Source organism: Rhodococcus sp. BP22 (assembly GCF_014281965.1).
Lineage (GTDB): Bacteria > Actinomycetota > Actinomycetes > Mycobacteriales > Mycobacteriaceae > Rhodococcoides.
This window is the reverse complement of sequence record NZ_JACFTB010000004.1, coordinates 252,493-269,593: the sequence shown is the minus strand read 5'-3', so window position 1 is coordinate 269,593 and position 17,101 is coordinate 252,493. Positions and strand designations below refer to the sequence as shown.

Genomic DNA, 17,101 nt, shown 5'->3' with positions numbered 1-17,101 from the left:
CGTCATAGGTCGTAATGTGGCGAAAGCTTAGTCAGCGACACGGCCTGCGTCGGAAGCAGGCTGTAAGGCGTCCCAGCCCAGCACGATTCCACCGCGGCGTTGCGCGAGCCCAGCCATGCGAGAACGCTCTTGTGAGCAATGCAGCGCGTCCAGCACTTGTACGCGCTGCAGGATGATCGGAACGCCTCCATAGACGGCGGGCTGGTAGCCGTTGATCTCGGGCGACTCCATCGTCATCGAGCCGGGGGCCCGCTCGTACCCGTCTTGGGCAGCGATCGCCGCCGCGTCGTCGATCGTGTCCGGCGGCAGCATCAGGTGGTGCCGAAGGACGATTTCCTCGTCCTCCACCCAGGCATTCTGTTGTGTACCGCGTTCCAACGCCGCAGAACATGGCTCGGCGTCGTCGAAGGAAGATGCCACGACGAGCAAATCGGTTCTGGCGGGGTCGAGTGGGATCGACCGAGCCCGAGAAAACCACCGTCGGAACCAACCCGTCTTACCGTTCGTTGACATGAGGCAACCCTTCCACGACGCCCTCACCTGAGCGTGACCGGTGCCGCCGACCAGCGCCTCTACTGGGGAAAGAGCCTGCGCCGATGGTCGCGACGCGCCAACACAGGACCCGGGTAGGCAATCGGTACTACGGGCAGTCATACTTCTCTTTGTGACGAGCGCTGTAGGGACACAAGGATCGGCAATCACCCAACGCGTGCACTCGCTGAACCGTCCTAATATGGTCAGCGTCGGCACCATAGTGTGGTTGTCGAGCGAACTAATGTTTTTCGCTGGACTTTTTGCGATGTACTTCGTCGCGAGGGCGCAGGCAAACGGCATCTGGCCACCGGAACCGACCGAGCTGAACCTCGGTCTCGCGGTACCGGTGACAACCGTTCTGATCGCGTCCTCCTTCACCTGCCAGCTAGGCGTATTCGCCGCTGAGCGTGGTGACGTCTTCGGACTGCGACGCTGGTACATCATCACGTTGATCATGGGGACGTTGTTCGTCGCCGGCCAGGGATACGAGTACTACCACCTGGTGGAAGAGGGCACCACGATCTCTTCGAGCGTCTATGGCTCGGTCTTCTACATAACGACCGGATTCCATGGCCTCCATGTGATCGGTGGACTCATCGCCTTCGTATTCCTGATCACGCGAACGCTGGTCAGTAAGTTCACGCCCGCTCAGGCAACAGCTGCGATCGTCGTGTCGTACTACTGGCACTTCGTCGACATCGTCTGGATTGCGCTGTTCGCCACCATCTACTTCATCCGCTGATGAATATCGTTGAAGCAAGTGTTTCGATTTCGTCGACAACAATGAACGTCGGGAATCAGCCCCAGGCGTTCAGTCCGTCCCGACACGACAAGGGATAGAAGATGAGCTCATCTCCCCCAGCATCACCCGGCGACAACACAGATACGACGTCAGCCGGTTCTCCTTCAGCAGTGAAGAGTCGGCGGCAGCGCAAGGTTCGCCGCCGTGTGACAGGCGCAGTAGTACTCATGATGGGTCTCATCAGCGCGGGCTTTCTTGCGTCGGCTTTGACTCCCACCCCACAGGTGGCGACGGCCGATCAGGATTCAGCCGCATTGATCCGCGAAGGTAAGCAGTTGTACGACACGTCCTGTGTCACCTGCCACGGAGTGAACCTGCAGGGTGTTCAGGACCGTGGACCCAGCCTGATCGGTGTCGGCGAAGCCGCTGTCTACTTCCAGGTATCGACAGGTCGGATGCCAGCGGTTCGCAACGAAGCGCAGGCTGAACGCAAGCCGGCAAAGTTCGACGACAAGCAGATCGACGCGCTGGGCTCATATATCCAGGCCAACGGTGGCGGCCCCACCCTGCTCCTCGACAGCAACGGTGAAGTAGCACAGTCTTCGCTTTCCGGCGGTGATATTGCCCGCGGCAGCGAGCTATTCCGGCTCAACTGCGCGTCGTGCCACAACTTCACCGGTCAGGGCGGCGCTTTGTCCTCGGGCAAGTACGCACCTTCCCTCGGACCAGCTTCTGAGCAGGAGATCTACACGGCCATGGTCACGGGCCCGCAGAACATGCCTAAGTTCTCGGACCGTCAACTGACGCAAGAAGAAAAGATCGACATCATCTCTTACGTGAAGTCAGCGCAGGATACGACTGCGCCAGGTGGCTGGGGACTCGGCGGCTTCGGCCCGGGTACCGAGGCACTGGCAATCTGGATCATCGGAATCGGTGCCGTCGTCGGCGCAACGTTGTGGATCGGAGCAAGGTCATGAGTGACGGTGATTCCGGACGCGCGGACGCCGGGCAGACCGGCGGGAACAAAGTGGACGTGAACAAGAAGTACACCGACGAGGAACTCGCCGGAATGACGCGTGACCAGCTGGTGACGCTGGGTACCAATCTCGACCACGTCGATGTTGCATTCCGTAGAGATCGTTGGGCAGTACAGGGCACACGCGCCGAGAAGCGCGCTGAACGCAATGTTGCGTTCTGGTTTGCGCTTTCGGGCGTTTCTGCTGTCGCTTTTATCGCGATCTATCTGTTCTGGCCTTGGGAATATGCCGGACTCGGTGAAGAGAGCTACTGGAAGTACACGCTCTACACCCCGCTGATCGGACTGACCATGGGTCTCGCGATCCTCGGTGTAGGTGTCGGTGCGGTCCAGTTCACCAAGAAGTTCATTCCTGAAGAGGTGTCTATTCAGGATCGCCACGACGGATCTTCTTCCGAGGTGGATCGACAGACTGTCGTTGCCCAGCTGAGTGATTCGCTCGATACGTCGACCATCGGTCGACGCAAGGTGATCAAGCGCTCGTTGTTCTTCGGCGGCGGCGCGCTCGGAATCATGGCCATTCTTCCCCTCGGTGGCCTGGTCAAGAACCCGTGGGCCGAGGGTGACAAATCTCCTCTATGGGTGTCCGGTTGGACTCCGCGCTACCCTGGAGAAACGATTTACCTTCGGCGCGATACCGGTCGTCCTCATGACGTCGTTCTGGTCCGCCCAGAGGATATGGATGCCGGAGCCATGGAGACAGTATTTCCGTTCCGTGAGGCCGACCGCGATGACGATCACGCCTTGCTCAAATCGCTTCGTGGAATCCGCAACGCGACCATGCTTATCCGTCTCCGCTCCGAGGACACGGCCAAGGTCATCAAGCGCAAGAACCAGGAAAGCTTCAACTACGGCGATTACTTCGCCTACTCGAAGATCTGTACCCACCTGGGTTGCCCGACGTCGCTGTACGAGCAGCAGACCAATCGGATTCTGTGCCCGTGCCACCAGTCGCAGTTCGACGCACTCGAGTATGCCAAGCCGATCTTCGGACCGGCTGCTCGCGCTCTGCCGCAGCTGCCAATCACCGTTAACGAAGAAGGTTTCTTAGTAGCGGACGGGGATTACATCGAAGCCCTCGGACCCGCCTTCTGGGAGCGTAGACCGGAGACTGATTCATGAGTCCTTCACTGCAAGCCCTCGCTGCCAAGCAGGCCGACGACGTCGACAGTCGTTACCACCTGGCACCGGGCATACGTCGTCAGATCAACAAAGTCTTTCCGACTCACTGGTCATTCCTTCTCGGCGAGATCGCGCTCTACAGCTTCGTGATCCTGTTGATCTCGGGCACGTTCTTGACGTTGTTCTTCGACCCGTCGATGAGCGAGGTCGAGTACAACGGCATCTACGAGCCGCTCCGTGGCGTCACGATGTCTCGGGCATACGAAACAGCGTTGAACATCTCGTTCGAGGTCCGCGGCGGTCTGTTCATGCGGCAGATTCACCACTGGGCAGCACTGATGTTCGCAGCTTCGATCATCGTTCACATGATGCGCATCTTCTTCACCGGTGCGTTCCGCAGGCCGCGTGAGGCCAACTGGGTCATCGGCTGCTTGCTTCTCATCTTGGCGATGTTCGAGGGCTTCTTCGGTTACACGCTTCCCGACGACCTGTTGTCCGGCACCGGCCTTCGTGCCGCGTTCTCCGGTATTTCGATGAGTGTCCCTGTCATCGGAACGTGGTTGCACTGGTTGGTGTTCGACGGAGACTTCCCCGGCACGATCATCATTCCTCGCCTGTATGTAGCGCACGTTCTGTTGCTCCCCGCCATCATCTTGGCGCTGATCGCAGCTCACCTGGCTCTCGTCTGGTACCAGAAGCACACGCAGTTCCCCGGACCCGGCCGTACCGAGACCAACGTCGTCGGCGTCCGGATCCTGCCGGTCTTCGCCGTCAAGTCCGGTGCGTTCTTCGCCGTCACGTTCGGTGTACTTGCACTCATGGGTGGCCTCGTCCAGGTGAACCCGGTCTGGAATATCGGACCGTACAACCCATCTCAGGTCTCGGCCGGCTCTCAGCCCGACTTCTACATGATGTGGACAGACGGCTTGGCACGACTATGGCCCGCGTGGGACATCTACATTGCAGGCCGCTACACGATTCCCGCAGTCTTCGCTGTCGCGCTGATCATGGGTCTGGTCTTCACTGTGATGATCATGTATCCGTGGATCGAAAAGCGTCTCACCGGCGATCGGGCACACCACAACCTGCTTCAGCGTCCGCGCGACGTGCCGGTCCGTACTGCGATCGGCGCGATGGTCCTGGCGTTCTATCTCGTTCTGACCATCTCGTGCGTCAACGACATCATCGCTTACAAGTTCGACATCTCGCTCAACGCGATGACGTGGATCGGGCGAATTGGGATGCTGATCCTGCCTCCGATCGCTTACTTCGTTGCATACCGGTTCTGCATCGGGCTGCAGCGCAGTGACCGCACTGTTCTCGATCACGGCATCGAGACCGGCATCATCAAGCGTCTGCCTCATGGCCAGTACGTCGAGGTTCACCAGCCACTCGGACCGGTCGACAGCCACGGACACCCGATTCCGCTCGAGTACCAGGGTGCAGCAATTCCGAAGAAGATGAACAAGCTCGGCTCTGCTGGAAAGCCAGGATCAGGTTCACTGTTCCGACCAGATCCGGTTGCCGAGAGCAAGGCTCTGGAAGAAGCTCTCCACCACGGCGAGGTCGAGCAGCTGAACATGCTGAAGAACTATCAGCTCCAGCTCAATGGTCATTCGAACGGCAATGGAACCAACGGCAACGGAACCAACGGTCATTCGAACGGTCATGCCAACGGAAACGGCAACAGTTCCGCGAAACATGCTGTAGACCGCGAAGACAGTGAGAGCGAGACCTAAGGGTTCTCGACGAATATTAAAAGGGCGGCACCCATCGGGTGCCGCCCTTTTTCGCGTCATATACCGGTGTGCAAGTCGCAAGTCCGTGCAGACCTGATCAGACGCACCCCTCCCCTCCCCCGCCGGGCGTAGATCCATCTGCACACCCGAAACATCGAGTTCCCACGGCGTTATCGGGTTCTGAAAACTGCAACGCCGCACTCATCTGCCTCACCCTGCGCCGCCGCGATGTGCTCGACGAAACGCTGCAAAGCCAGGAAGCTATACCGCGCACCCGCCGTCGTTGCTCCAGCTGCTCGAGCGCCGACTACACCCTGTTCGAGTCACTTCGATGCTAGAGGTAGTCAGTGACTCGGCAACCGTTCGGTCGAACCAGTGACCAAGGCAGCCGCGAAGTGGTCGATACCATCCCTCACGGTCCGGCCGTAGCCGTCGTCGGGCAGCACGCCCAGCCGACGCTTCGCCTCCTCCAAGTGCAGAGCGGCAGCGGCAAACGAACTGAGCCGGCGATAGTTATCGGCCACACTGAGGTGCAGTGAGGGATAGAACCCGGCCACACTCAACGACGCATGGTGCGCCTTGACGCGTTCGTCGGTCAACATAACCGCGGCATCCAACGCACGGATATCCCAGGTCAGCGCCTCAGCGGCGTCTTCGCACAAGTCGGCCACGTAGTGGCCGATCGTGCAGCGATGCAACGGGTCCCCGCCGGCACCGACGCGCTCCCACAGCGCGACAAGCCGGTCGCGCTGCTCGACCACTCCCGCGGTCTGCATCGCCACGGCGATAGCCGTCATCGTCTCATCCGGTCCGGTGTCGTTGTCTGTGGTCTCTGTCATGGCAGACAACCTAGCCAGCAACTCCGACAGAATCCCGGCCCCGCGGACCAGCACACCTCCGTCGACGTCGATGCCTGAATATCCGCCCGAACCGGGGGGTCGCTCGCCTTACTCGTGACAGGACGGTAGGAACACCCGGGCCCGGCGCCGCAATGAATGATCTCGCAGACTTGACGGAGTGCGGTGGGGCTCATCAAGCTGGCGAGCTTCGTATAACAGGGCTTCGTACTACAGTGTTTCGCCGACTGGCGGACGAGCCGCTGGGTGGCGTCCCTCGTATTCACCGGAACCACGCACCAGATTCGTCTGTGGGTCGACACAAAGCAAGGCGCCGACCGCCCCGGTAGGGACGATCAGCGCCTTGGCTGGAGTCGCGTGAGTGACTAAATACTGGTCAGTGCTTCTCTGGTCCGATGTGGTACTCGAATACCAGTCCGGCCGCTGCGGCGATAACCAGTGCGACGCCCAACGCCATGAGCCACGCAATAAAAAACGCAAAGCCGACGGCCGTGACTGCTGCAGCGCCTGCAAGGACGATCGGCCAGAAACTACCCGGGCTGAAGAAGCCCAAGTCGCCGGCGCCGTCGCTGATCTCCGCGTCGTCGAAGTCCTCCGGACGTGTGTCCAAGCGTCGAGCGACGAATCGGAAGTACGTACCGATGATGAGGGTCAGGCCGAACGACAGAGCAATTGCGGTGACACCTGCCCACTCGACGCCGGTGCGGGAGAACCCGGTGAAGACCGCGTACACAATCCCGACGAGAAGGAAGAAGACAGTCAGGATCTCAAAGATCTTGGCTTCGATTTTCATATCAGCATTCTTCCTTGGTCACTTGCCGTCGGCAACGGATTCAGACTTCTGCGTACGGTCGGTAGTGAACGGGATGGTGCTGGTGGAGACCGGTGACTGCCCGATTGCCTCCAGCGCCTGCGCGTTCGTCAAAGCCTTACCGCCTTCGCTCTTCGGCTTACGCGACTCGATGTACTGCTGGAAGTCGTCCGGGGATACCGCACGGACTTCGAAGTTCATCATGGCGTGGTAGGTGCCGCACATTTCGGTGCATCGACCGACGAAGGATCCTTCTCGTTCGATCTCCGAGATCTGGAAGACGTTATCGGAGTGGTTTTCCTTCGGGTTCGGCATCACGTCGCGCTTGAACAGGAACTCGGGGACCCAGAAGCCGTGAATGACATCGGACGAGGCCAATACGAATTCGATACGCTTGCCGGTCGGAAGCACGAGAACAGGGATCTCGTCGCTGGTGCCGACTGTCTCGATCTTGTTGTAGTGCAGGTACGACAGATCCTGCGGGCTCACACCGTGGATGGCTCCCGGAACGATCTCGCCGTCTTCGCTGCCTTGGGCTTCGCCCTCGGGCGGGGAGGCTGCAGCTTCCGCGGCCGCCTGCGACTCGAGGTCGGTACCCTCGTACTTGACGACGCCGTCCTTGAGGTCGATGGTCTGGTATCCGAACTTCCAGTTCCACTGGAATGCGGTCACGTCGACGGTGACGTCGGGATCCGACTGCTTGTCACCGACGTAGTTCTGCACGACCACGGTGAAGTAGAAGAGCACGGCGATGATGACGAACGGCACGGCTGTGTAGAACAGCTCCAATGGCACGTTGTACGCCGTCTGCCGAGGGAACTCCGGAGAGTCCTTCTTCTTACGGTGGAAGATGACCACCCAAAAGATCAATGCCCAGACAATGATGCCCATGACAAGCGCCGCGACCACGGACCAAGTCCACAATTCACGAATACGTGTGCTCTGAGGAGTGATGCCCGACGGAAAACCGAAGCGCAAGACTTCACTGTCGATGGAACACCCCGACAAGAGCACAGCGGCTAAGCCAAGAACTGTTGTCAGCCCGGCTCGCCGAAGGATCCGACTCTGCGCCACGTTCACGCCTTCCTGATCGCCCACCACTGAAGAATAAGGGCTTCCACATGGAGATGCCCTAGTACTACGCAGCGTAGACCAAAGCTGGCGCAAGACCACTGTTGGGTCACTTCCTTCGAGCGCGTCGCGTCTGCGGCATACTCGGACCGGGCGCTCGCCTTACGACTACCGACCCCCGTCGGGCGAGTGTCGGTTGATCCGATCCCTAATTGGAAAAGAGGTAGTGGACTCTGTGTGTGGACTACTAGGCCTGCTCACGTCGGCCGGCACGGACGACGCAGGAGTCGACCTCGTCGGTTCCGCCATGCATTGCATGCGTCACCGCGGGCCTGACGAACCTGGCACTTGGCACGACGAAGACGTAATTTTCGGATTCAACCGACTGTCGATCATCGATATCGAGCATTCGCATCAGCCACTTCGCTGGGGGCCCGCCGAAAATCCGACTCGCTATGCGATGACGTTCAACGGGGAGATCTACAACTACCTGGAACTACGTGAGGAGTTGACGCGCGAGCACGACGCTGTCTTCTTCACCGAGGGCGACGGCGAGTCGATCGTCGCAGCATTCCACTACTGGGGTCACGACGCGCTGCGCCGATTGCGCGGAATGTTCGCCTTCGCGATCTGGGACACCGAGACTCGCACGATGTTCCTGGCCAGAGATCCGTTCGGCATCAAGCCACTGTTCATCGCCACCGGGCCCGGCGGTACTGCCTTCGGGAGCGAGAAGAAGAGTCTTCTCGAACTGACCGATCTGATCGGTATCGGTACCGAACTCGACCCGCGAGCGATCCAGCACTACACCGTCCTCCAGTACGTTCCGGAGCCCGAGACTTTGCATCGAGAGATCCGGCGACTCGAATCGGGCTGCTCGGCTACCCTCTCCCCCGGCACACAGCCGAAGATCACTCGTTACTTCACTCCGAAGTTCCCGGTGAAGCCGTTCGTGGCCGGTTCGGAGACGGCGAGGTATCAAGAGATCACCGACGCACTCGAGGACTCCGTTGCCAAGCACATGCGCGCGGATGTCACGGTCGGCGCTTTCCTGTCCGGCGGGATCGACTCGACAGCGATCGCAGCACTGGCGATCCGCCACAATCCGAATCTGATCACCTTCACCACCGGATTCGAGCGCGACGGCTATTCCGAGGTAGATGTAGCCGCCGAGTCCGCTGCGGCGATCGGTGCCAAACACGTCGTGAAGGTCGTCGGACCGGAAGAGTTCGCATCGTCTATTCCCGAGATCGTCTGGTACCTCGACGATCCGGTGGCCGATCCTGCACTGGTGCCGCTCTACTTCGTGGCCAAGGAAGCCCGAAAGCATGTGAAGGTCGTACTCTCCGGTGAGGGCGCGGACGAATTGTTCGGCGGCTACACCATCTATCGAGAGCCACTGTCCCTCAAGCCTTTCGAGTATCTTCCACGCGGATTGCGTCGCGCGGCAGGCGCTCTCAGCGAGAAGATTCCCGACGGTACGCGCGGCAAGAGTTTGCTTCATCGCGGATCCATGACGCTCGAGGATCGTTATTACGGGAATGCCCGAAGCTTCGGCGACGCTCAGCTCCGTGCAGTTCTGCGGGATTTCCGTCCGGAGTGGACCCACACCGATGTGACGGCACCGATCTACGCGCAGACCCGAGGCTGGGATCCGGTTGCGCGTATGCAGCATCTTGATCTGTTCACTTGGCTACGTGGCGACATTTTGGTCAAGGCCGACAAGATCACGATGGCCAACTCGCTGGAATTGCGCGTCCCATTCTTGGACTCCGAGGTTTTTGCCGTAGCCGAGAGGTTGCCGCTCGATCAGAAGATCACCAAGGACACGACGAAGTACGCACTGCGCAAGTCGTTGCAGGGCATTGTCCCGGGGCATGTTCTCAATCGCGCCAAGCTGGGGTTCCCTGTTCCGCTCCGGCATTGGCTTCGGGGTCCCGAATTGTTCGACTGGGCGCACCAACAAATCGCCGAGTCCGAGACGGATCACATCCTGAACAAGGCTGCGATCACCGCAATGCTGAACGAACATCGCGACGGCAGGTCCGATCACAGCCGTCGGCTGTGGACCGTTCTCATCTTCATGATCTGGCACGGGATTTTCGTGGAGAAGCGCATCGTTCCGAAGATCAGCGAACCGACCTACCCGGTCGAAATCTGATCTCTCGGGACACAGGTTCCGCTGGATTACAGAAAGGGACCGTCACAACCGTGCAGACGGTTGTGACGGTCCCTTTCTGTGCGATCAACGCCAGGCTAAGCCGGGAGCAGCGCGCCGATCTGCTCGGCCGCGGTAGCTCCGTAGGCGGAGCTCAGACGCTTGAGTGCGTCGTCTCGAACGAAAGTCCACTCTTGAGTGCCGGTGGTCTCGAGGACGAGGACCGCCACATAGGAGCCCAGCTGCGCTGCCCGCTCGACGGAAGCGCCGGCGAGATGTGCCATGAGGAAGCCGGCCCGGAAGCCGTCGCCCACTCCGGTCGGATCCACTTTGCTGTTCTCGGGAACCACATCCACGTGCGTGCGCACGCCGTCGGGAGTGACGATCTCGACGCCGGACTTGCCTAGCGTCGTGACCCGAATTCCCACCTTGGCCGCGATCTCCGTCTCGGACAGGCCCGACTTCTGACGCAGCAGTCCCCACTCGTATTCGTTGGTGAAGAGGTATGCCGCACCCTCGATGAGATCGACCGCTTGTTCACCGGTCAGGCGCGCGAGTTGCTGTGACGGATCTGCGGCGAAAGGAATGTTCAGCGATCGGCACTGCTGAGTGTGGGCGATCATCGCGTCAGGATCGTTGGCGCCGACCAATACCAGTTCCAGCGTTCGTTCTGCGGACAGCTCTTCGATCGAGATTTCGCGCGCTTCGCTCATTGCACCTGGGTAGAACGACGCAATTTGAGCCATGTCCACGTCGGTGGTGCAGACGAAGCGCGCAGTGTGGGCCGTCGCCGACACGCGTACTGCGGTGCAATCGACTCCGTTGGACTCCAGCCAAGACCGATACTCACCGAAGTCCGGCCCTACGGCACCCACCAGGAGCGGGGATCCGCCCAACACACCCAGTGCGTAGGCGATGTTGCCGCCGACTCCACCTTTTCTGATTACCAGATCGTCGACGAGGAAGCTCAGCGAGATGTTGGAGAGCTGGTCTGCAACCAACTGCTCGGCGAACTTGCCCGGGAACCGCATCAGATGATCGGTGGCTATCGATCCCGATACCGCGAGAGTCACGTGCTTGAGCCTTTCGATGGTGGTCGGAGCGAGATCCATGCTAATGCGCGGCGCCCCAGAACTTGGTGCAAACACAACTATGACCGGTACCTGCAAATGCAGTACCGGTCAGAGTTGGTGGTTCAGATCAGTTGAACGAATCGCCGCAGGCGCATGAGCCCGTTGCGTTCGGATTGTCGATCGTGAAGCCCTGCTTCTCGATGGTGTCCACGAAGTCGATGGATGCACCCTCGACGTATGGAGCGCTCATCCGGTCGACAGCCAGCGTGACTCCGTTGAAGTCCACTGCGAGGTCGCCGTCGAGGCTGCGATCGTCGAAGAAGAGCTGATAGCGCAGGCCCGCACAGCCACCGGGCTGCACAGCAACGCGAAGCGCGAGGTCGTCGCGTCCTTCTTGGTCCAGCAGCGCCTTGGCCTTCGATGATGCAGCTTCAGTCATCGTGACCTTGTGCGTGATGGTTTCGTTCGAGACGGTCATGGGCTCTCCCTATCAGTCGTACTCAACCCGTGAACGACTCAACCGTACTCCGCACACATGTATTCCTCACAGCCCGCCGCGTAATGTTCCAGTACCTTGATCGAACTGTTGTGCTGCGTACTCTGCCAAAAGCTCGAGTTGTGGCCCGGCATCGGTCATCGCCTTGTCCACCGAACCCGCGAATTCGGCTACGGAATACGCCCGGGAAACACCTGCGGCTTTCCACTGTGCGGTCTCGAGAGCTATTTGACCTGCAAGGACTATCGTCGGCGCTCCGGATCGCACGCCTGCGGATGCAAGTTCGGTGACGAGCTTGCCCCGAAGGGACTGACTGTCGAACTTGCCTTCACCGGTGATGACGAGATCGACCGACTCCAGTAGATCGGTCTGGTCGGTGAGTTCGGCCACCACGGCCGCACCGGACTCGCGCCGCCCGCCCAGCGCAAACAGTGCCGCACCGATGCCTCCGGCAGCGCCCGCACCCGGCAGCTCGGCGACGTCGGCTCCTGCCTCGCGTTTCAACGTCGCGGCCCACTCGCTGTTGAGCTCTTCGAGAACATCGACCGTCGCGCCATCCGCGCCTTTCTGTGGCCCGAAGACATGTGCCGCGCCGTGCTCGCCCAGTAGCGGGTTCTCGACGTCGGTGGCCGCGACCAGTTCGACCGACTGCAGTCGTGCGGCGGCATCGGCCAGTCCACCGAGTGCACGGACCATCCCCCGTCCGCCGTCGGTACAACTACTGCCGCCGAGACCGACGAACACCCTCTCGATGCCGTCGACACCCAGGGCGGCAACGATCAGCTGGCCGACGCCCTCGCTACTTGCCCGCAATGCACTGCGATTGGTCGGTGGACCATCGATGAGGCTCGAGCCACATGCTTGGGCGGCTTCGATGAACGCTGTCCGGCCGTCGAGCAGCCACCGCGCCCTGACCCGCTTCCCGAGTGGTCCGTCCACGTCGAGTTCGCGCACTTCGCCACGATTGACGGCCAACACATCGACGAATCCCGGACCGCCGTCCGATTGGGGCGCCAACACGAGCTCGTCCCCCGGACGTCCGAGTCGCCAACCCCTGGCGATTGCGTCGGCCGCCTCGTTCGCGCTCAGTGTGTTTCCGAACGAATCAGGCGCAATCATCACTCGCATCGTCGAAAGTCTAGGTCGACAGTGGAGATGCTGCATGTGGAGGCCGCCGTGCTCGAGGAGGCTTCGAGGACGTGGGTTGGTGTGGCCGATGTTCACCTATTCGGTTCCATCCCATAGCCTGGGTGAGTGAAGTTGCTACGCCGCGGGAACTCTGACAATTCGGACAAGCACGATTCGGCCTCGGTCGAGTCGGCAGCGACGGATGTGTCGCCGCCGAACGAGATCGTCGGCAAAGGTCGCCCCACGCCGAAACGGCGTGAGGCCGAAGCCCGACGCCGCGGTCCGGTCGCGCCGCCGCCGATGACGAGCAAAGAGGCCCGCGAGCGTCGTAAGGCGAATAAGGGAACCAAAGTCGACCGCAAGAAGGCATCCGAGGAGCGCAGAGCATCCTCAGCCGACCGCCGCGCGCGGATGCTCGCAGGCGAGGACAAGTTCCTACTTCCGCGGGACAAGGGCCCCGTTCGGGCATACGCCCGTGATCTCGTGGATGCCCGCCGGAATCTGGTCGGTTTGTTCATGCCGCTCGCGCTTCTGTTGATCTTCGCGCTCTTCCTCGATCCGGCCGTTCAGGCGTATGTCACGCTGGCGATGTTCGTGATGATGCTGTTCATGGTCGGCGAGGGAATCTTCATCGGCCGCCAGATCAACAATCGCGTTCGCGCTCGCTTCCCCGACACCACCGACGGCGGATTCAAGCTCGGCTGGTACGCGTTCGTTCGTGCTTCGCAAATCCGCAAGATGCGTGCCCCTCAGCCACGCGTCAACCGCGGCGCAGCTGTCTGACAATATGACGCTGCCCAAGCGCACACTGCTGCTCGGTGGCGCGCGATCGGGCAAGTCCAGCCACGCAGAACACCTCGCGGCTACGACAGGACCGGTCAGATACGTCGCAACCGGCCGAAGACGCCCTGGTGACGCCGATTGGGACGCGCGGATAGAAGAACATCGAGTTCGACGGCCGGCAACATGGATGACCGTGGAAGCGACCACGAACCTGCCCCAGCTGATCGTCGACGAGACACCGGGTGTCACGCTCGTCGACGATCTCGGCACCTGGCTGACCCACACCATCGACGACCGGTCGGCCTGGGACAGCCCGCGCGGCACGATCGCGGCGGAGATCGACGCGCTCGTCGACGCCGTCGCGCAGTGCACGGGCACCCTTTTGCTGGTCACTCCCGAAGTGGGGTTGTCGGTGATCCCACACACTCGGGCGGGCAGACTGTTCCAAGACGAGATCGGCATACTCAATTCCCGGCTTGCCGAGGTCTGCGACGACGTCGTACTCGTCGTGGCCGGCCTTCCCCTCGCACTCAAGTGTGCCGGGGTTCCACCTTTCCGAAAGGCTGAGCAGCAACCGTGACGTCCGAAACAACCGAGAACTCGACGCCTTTGCGCCCGGTCGCTCCGCCGTCGCCGCAGACCCGCTCTGCGGCGTCGGAACGACAGAAGTCGTTGACCAAACCTGCCGGCAGTCTCGGTCGACTCGAGGAGATCGGTGAGTGGATTTCGGCGTGCCAAGATCAATGTCCGCCCCACGCGCTGGTCCGACCCAGGGTAGTTGTGTTTGCCGGAGACCACGGTGTTGCGGCGCACGGGGTTTCGGCCTATCCCGCCGAGGTGACCATTCAGATGGTGGCCAACATCGCGGCCGGTGGCGCGGCGGTCAATGCACTGGCCGCAGGGGCGGGCGCAACGGTCCGTGTCGTCGATATCGCTGTCGACGCGGATACCGATATCACGATCAGCCGATACAAGGTCCGACGGTCGAGTGGTTCGATCGACCGTGAGGATGCGTTGTCGGAGTCCGAGGTTCTGGCTGCGATCGAGGCCGGTCGTGCAATTGCCGACGAGGAAATCGACAGCGGTGCCGACTTGCTGATCGCCGGTGACATGGGAATCGGAAATACTACTCCGGCAACGACATTGATCGCAGTACTCACCGACACCGAACCGGTGGCCGCAGTAGGTCGCGGCACCGGCGTCGACGATGCCGGTTGGATCCGCAAGACGGCGGCGATTCGTGATGCCATGCGGCGTGCCCGTCCGGTCGTGAAGGATTCCGTTGCGCTGCTTCGCGTTGCCGGTGGAGCGGATCTTGCCGCCATGGCCGGGTTTCTCGCCCAAGCTGCACACCGTCGTACGCCTGTGATTCTCGATGGGCTCGTCGTCACGGCGGCCGCGTTGGTTGCGGAGGAGTCGGCGCGAGGGGCCCGCGAATGGTGGATCGCCGGACATCGCTCGTCCGAACCTGGGCACTCGATTGCGTTGCGCCACTTGAGAATCGAACCCCTGCTCGAGCTCGACATGCGACTCGGCGAGGGCTCGGGCGCTCTCGCCGCACTACCGTTGGTGCACGCGGCCATCGCCGCGCTGAAGGACATGTCGACCTTTGCAGATGCAGGTGTGAGTACCCGAGCCGCCAAGCCCGAAGCGCCGTCCGAGGCCTGAAAAGTGCATTCGATATGGGTGGGCCCTCGCCTGGCCCTGTCCTGGTTGACAGTCCTTCCAGTTCGGGGGCCGCACCACATCGATCGGGATGCTGCCCGCAAAGCCATGTCGTCCGCCCCTGTCGTCGGATTGTTGCTCGGGGTGTTCGCGGCAGGCGCCGTCTGGTGTGCGGACGCGCTCTCGCTCGGCGGACTGCTCGGCGGACTGCTCGGCGTCGGCGCGCTTGCCCTGCTGACACGCGGAATGCATATCGACGGGCTTGCCGATACGGCGGACGGTCTCGGTTGCTACGGCCCGCCCGAGCGAGCTCGTGAAGTCATGCAGAGTGGAAGCGCCGGGCCGTTCGGAGTCGCTGCACTCGTCCTCACCCTCGCAATTCAGGCCACCGGCTTCGGTCTGCTGGCGGAGCAGCAGGCTTTCTCCTCGATAGTGCTGGCCGTCGCGGTAGGTCGTGTCGCTGTCGTACTCGCGTGCCGACGTGGGACGCTTCCAGCCGTCGACCATGGGTTCGGCGCACTCGTTGCCGGCACCCAAGGCCGCATGGTGGTCGGTCTCTGGTGTGCCGCAGCGCTTGTCGCAGCGACCGGCTGCGTGGACGGTCGTTGGTGGCAAGGCCCCGCAGTCGTAGCAGCTGTGTTGACGATCGGCGTAGTTCTCGTGCGCCACTGTGTCCGACGGTTCGGCGGTCTCAGCGGCGACGTGCTGGGCGCAGCTCTGGAAATCACCACCACCCTCACCGTGGTGGGTTTGCTGATCGGATCCTGAACTCAGCCGAGCTTGGTCATCCACCCATGAGTGTCGGCGAAGGTGCCGCGCTGAATGCCCGTCAAGGTATCGCGCAGGGCGAGCGTGATGTTGCCCGGTTCGCCGTCGGCGATCGTGAACTCACCGTCCGCTGATTTGACGCTGCCGACGGGAGTGATGACTGCCGCGGTTCCGCAGGCGAATACCTCGGTGATGTCGCCGGACTCGGCTTTCTTCTGCCACTCATCGGTCGAAATTCGTCGCTCCTCCACCGGGATTCCGGAGTCGGTCGCCAACGCCAGGAGTGAATCGCGGGTTATTCCAGGGAGCAAGGACCCGGAGAGCGAGGGGGTGACCAAACGTGCGTCGGAACCGGAGCCGAAGACGAAGAACAGGTTCATGCCACCCATTTCCTCGACGAAGCGACGCTCGATCGCGTCCAGCCAGACAACCTGGTCACAGCCCTGATCGCTGGCCTGCGCCTGCGCAAGCAGCGATGCCGCGTAGTTGCCGGCAAATTTGGCCGCTCCGGTACCACCGGGAGCGGCGCGTACATATTCGGTCGAAAGCCACACGCTGACCGGTTTGACACCACGAGGGAAGTACGCCCCGGCAGGGGAGGCAATGAGCATGTACCGGTAAGCGTCGGCGGGCCGGACACCGAGCCCCGCCTCGGTAGAGAACATAAACGGGCGAAGGTAGAGGGCGTCCTCGCCACCGGCCGCCGGGATCCACTCGCGATCCACGGCAAGCAGCTCCTCGATCGAGGAGATGAACAGCTCCGTGGGAAGCTCTGGCATCGCCAACCGCCGTGCCGAGGATTTGAACCGCTCGGCGTTGGCATTGACGCGGAACGAGGAGAGATCCCCGTTGGGCTGACGGTAAATTTTCAACCCTTCGAAAATCGCCTGTCCGTAGTGCAGGACCATCGCAGCCGGATCCAACTCGATCGGCCCGTACGGCGCGATGGTCGCGCCGTACCAGCCCTTCTCCGAGGTGTAGTCGATCACTGCCATGTGATCGGTGAAGAACTTCCCGAACCCGGGCGCAGCCAATACTTCTTCTCTGACCTCCGAAGGAGCCGGAGAAGGATGCTGCACACGGGTGAATTCGGGAAAGCCTGTCATGCACTGAGCTTA

The 17,101-nt window shown here is 61.4% G+C and carries 17 protein-coding genes; 9 read left to right on the top strand and 8 right to left on the bottom strand.

The features are described 5' to 3' along the window. Positions 1-27: 27 nt before the first annotated feature. Complete coding sequence (locus tag H2510_RS10880; protein ID WP_186628332.1) at positions 28-513, bottom strand: hypothetical protein; 486 nt, start codon at positions 511-513, stop codon at positions 28-30. Between the two features lie 151 nt (positions 514-664). Between H2510_RS10880 and H2510_RS10875 the strand changes: the two genes are divergently transcribed. From H2510_RS10875 to H2510_RS10860, 4 genes are all read left to right on the top strand, one after another. After that, positions 665-1,276, top strand: coding sequence for a heme-copper oxidase subunit III (locus H2510_RS10875; protein ID WP_136171998.1), 612 nt, complete (start codon positions 665-667; stop codon positions 1,274-1,276). 101 nt (positions 1,277-1,377) lie between these two features. Then, positions 1,378-2,253 (top strand): c-type cytochrome, encoded by an 876-nt coding sequence (locus H2510_RS10870; protein WP_186628331.1) that lies wholly within the window; start codon positions 1,378-1,380, stop codon positions 2,251-2,253. Beyond that, complete coding sequence (locus H2510_RS10865; protein WP_186628330.1) at positions 2,250-3,434, top strand: ubiquinol-cytochrome c reductase iron-sulfur subunit; 1,185 nt, start codon at positions 2,250-2,252, stop codon at positions 3,432-3,434. Before H2510_RS10870 ends, H2510_RS10865 begins: the two co-directional genes overlap by 4 nt. Beyond that, positions 3,431-5,173, top strand: coding sequence for a cytochrome bc complex cytochrome b subunit (locus tag H2510_RS10860; RefSeq protein ID WP_186628329.1), 1,743 nt, complete (start codon positions 3,431-3,433; stop codon positions 5,171-5,173). The genes H2510_RS10865 and H2510_RS10860 overlap by 4 nt, the downstream gene beginning before the upstream one ends. A 344-nt stretch (positions 5,174-5,517) precedes the next feature. Here the strand turns inward: H2510_RS10860 and H2510_RS10855 are convergent, their stop codons facing one another. From H2510_RS10855 to H2510_RS10845, 3 genes are all read right to left on the bottom strand, one after another. Next, the gene (locus H2510_RS10855; protein WP_186628328.1) at positions 5,518-6,012 is read right to left on the bottom strand and encodes a hypothetical protein; all 495 of its coding nucleotides are present in this window, start codon (positions 6,010-6,012) and stop codon (positions 5,518-5,520) included. A 394-nt stretch (positions 6,013-6,406) separates the two neighbouring features. After that, positions 6,407-6,823, bottom strand: a complete 417-nt coding sequence (locus H2510_RS10850) for a cytochrome c oxidase subunit 4 (RefSeq protein WP_186628327.1) — start codon at positions 6,821-6,823, stop codon at positions 6,407-6,409. Positions 6,824-6,841: 18 nt separating this feature from the next. Next, positions 6,842-7,921, bottom strand: a complete 1,080-nt coding sequence (locus H2510_RS10845; protein WP_186628494.1) for a cytochrome c oxidase subunit II — start codon at positions 7,919-7,921, stop codon at positions 6,842-6,844. Between the two features lie 226 nt (positions 7,922-8,147). Between H2510_RS10845 and asnB the strand changes: the two genes are divergently transcribed. After that, positions 8,148-10,073: an asparagine synthase (glutamine-hydrolyzing) gene (gene asnB, locus H2510_RS10840; protein ID WP_186628326.1), complete on the top strand. Its 1,926-nt coding sequence runs from the start codon at positions 8,148-8,150 to the stop codon at positions 10,071-10,073. A 95-nt stretch (positions 10,074-10,168) separates the two neighbouring features. On the opposite strand, the gene H2510_RS10835 is transcribed toward asnB, so the two are convergent. The 3 genes from H2510_RS10835 to H2510_RS10825 all read right to left on the bottom strand — a co-directional run bounded on the left by H2510_RS10835 (position 10,169) and on the right by H2510_RS10825 (position 12,767). Continuing rightward, a complete protein-coding gene (locus H2510_RS10835; RefSeq protein ID WP_186628493.1) occupies positions 10,169-11,143 on the bottom strand; it encodes a carbohydrate kinase family protein in 975 nt (324 codons plus the stop codon). A 127-nt stretch (positions 11,144-11,270) separates the two neighbouring features. Then, positions 11,271-11,621 carry an iron-sulfur cluster assembly accessory protein gene (locus H2510_RS10830; protein WP_084346648.1) on the bottom strand — a complete coding sequence of 117 codons (351 nt, stop codon included), beginning with the start codon at positions 11,619-11,621 and terminating at the stop codon, positions 11,271-11,273. A 66-nt stretch (positions 11,622-11,687) separates the two neighbouring features. Beyond that, on the bottom strand, positions 11,688-12,767 hold the full coding sequence (locus H2510_RS10825; protein ID WP_186628325.1) for a glycerate kinase: 1,080 nt from the start codon (positions 12,765-12,767) through the stop codon (positions 11,688-11,690). Between the two features lie 126 nt (positions 12,768-12,893). Between H2510_RS10825 and H2510_RS10820 the strand changes: the two genes are divergently transcribed. The 4 genes from H2510_RS10820 to H2510_RS10805 are packed head-to-tail and all read left to right on the top strand — an operon-like array spanning position 12,894 to position 15,983. Then, the gene (locus H2510_RS10820; RefSeq protein WP_136171993.1) at positions 12,894-13,550 is read left to right on the top strand and encodes a DUF3043 domain-containing protein; all 657 of its coding nucleotides are present in this window, start codon (positions 12,894-12,896) and stop codon (positions 13,548-13,550) included. A gap of 4 nt (positions 13,551-13,554) precedes the next feature. After that, a complete protein-coding gene (gene cobU, locus H2510_RS10815; RefSeq protein WP_186628324.1) occupies positions 13,555-14,130 on the top strand; it encodes a bifunctional adenosylcobinamide kinase/adenosylcobinamide-phosphate guanylyltransferase in 576 nt (191 codons plus the stop codon). Further along, positions 14,127-15,218: a nicotinate-nucleotide--dimethylbenzimidazole phosphoribosyltransferase gene (gene cobT / locus H2510_RS10810; RefSeq protein ID WP_186628323.1), complete on the top strand. Its 1,092-nt coding sequence runs from the start codon at positions 14,127-14,129 to the stop codon at positions 15,216-15,218. Before cobU ends, cobT begins: the two co-directional genes overlap by 4 nt. A 12-nt stretch (positions 15,219-15,230) precedes the next feature. Then, entirely contained in the window at positions 15,231-15,983 is a 753-nt protein-coding gene (locus H2510_RS10805) for an adenosylcobinamide-GDP ribazoletransferase (protein ID WP_186628492.1), read from the top strand. Between the two features lie 2 nt (positions 15,984-15,985). On the opposite strand, the gene H2510_RS10800 is transcribed toward H2510_RS10805, so the two are convergent. Then, the gene (locus tag H2510_RS10800; RefSeq protein ID WP_186628322.1) at positions 15,986-17,089 is read right to left on the bottom strand and encodes a branched-chain amino acid aminotransferase; all 1,104 of its coding nucleotides are present in this window, start codon (positions 17,087-17,089) and stop codon (positions 15,986-15,988) included. Positions 17,090-17,101: the final 12 nt, after the last annotated feature.

Excerpts from the sequence above, each read along its gene's own strand:
- H2510_RS10850 (WP_186628327.1), bottom strand. The coding sequence starts at position 6,823 with ATGAAAATCGAAGCCAAGATCTTTGAGATCCTGACTGTCTTCTTCCTT.
- cobU (WP_186628324.1), top strand. The coding sequence starts at position 13,555 with ATGACGCTGCCCAAGCGCACACTGCTGCTCGGTGGCGCGCGATCGGGC.
- H2510_RS10830 (WP_084346648.1), bottom strand. The coding sequence starts at position 11,621 with ATGACCGTCTCGAACGAAACCATCACGCACAAGGTCACGATGACTGAA.
- H2510_RS10800 (WP_186628322.1), bottom strand. The coding sequence starts at position 17,089 with ATGACAGGCTTTCCCGAATTCACCCGTGTGCAGCATCCTTCTCCGGCT.
- H2510_RS10880 (WP_186628332.1), bottom strand. The coding sequence starts at position 513 with ATGTCAACGAACGGTAAGACGGGTTGGTTCCGACGGTGGTTTTCTCGG.
- H2510_RS10860 (WP_186628329.1), top strand. The coding sequence starts at position 3,431 with ATGAGTCCTTCACTGCAAGCCCTCGCTGCCAAGCAGGCCGACGACGTC.
- H2510_RS10855 (WP_186628328.1), bottom strand. The coding sequence starts at position 6,012 with ATGACAGAGACCACAGACAACGACACCGGACCGGATGAGACGATGACG.
- H2510_RS10825 (WP_186628325.1), bottom strand. The coding sequence starts at position 12,767 with ATGCGAGTGATGATTGCGCCTGATTCGTTCGGAAACACACTGAGCGCG.
- H2510_RS10870 (WP_186628331.1), top strand. The coding sequence starts at position 1,378 with ATGAGCTCATCTCCCCCAGCATCACCCGGCGACAACACAGATACGACG.
- H2510_RS10865 (WP_186628330.1), top strand. The coding sequence starts at position 2,250 with ATGAGTGACGGTGATTCCGGACGCGCGGACGCCGGGCAGACCGGCGGG.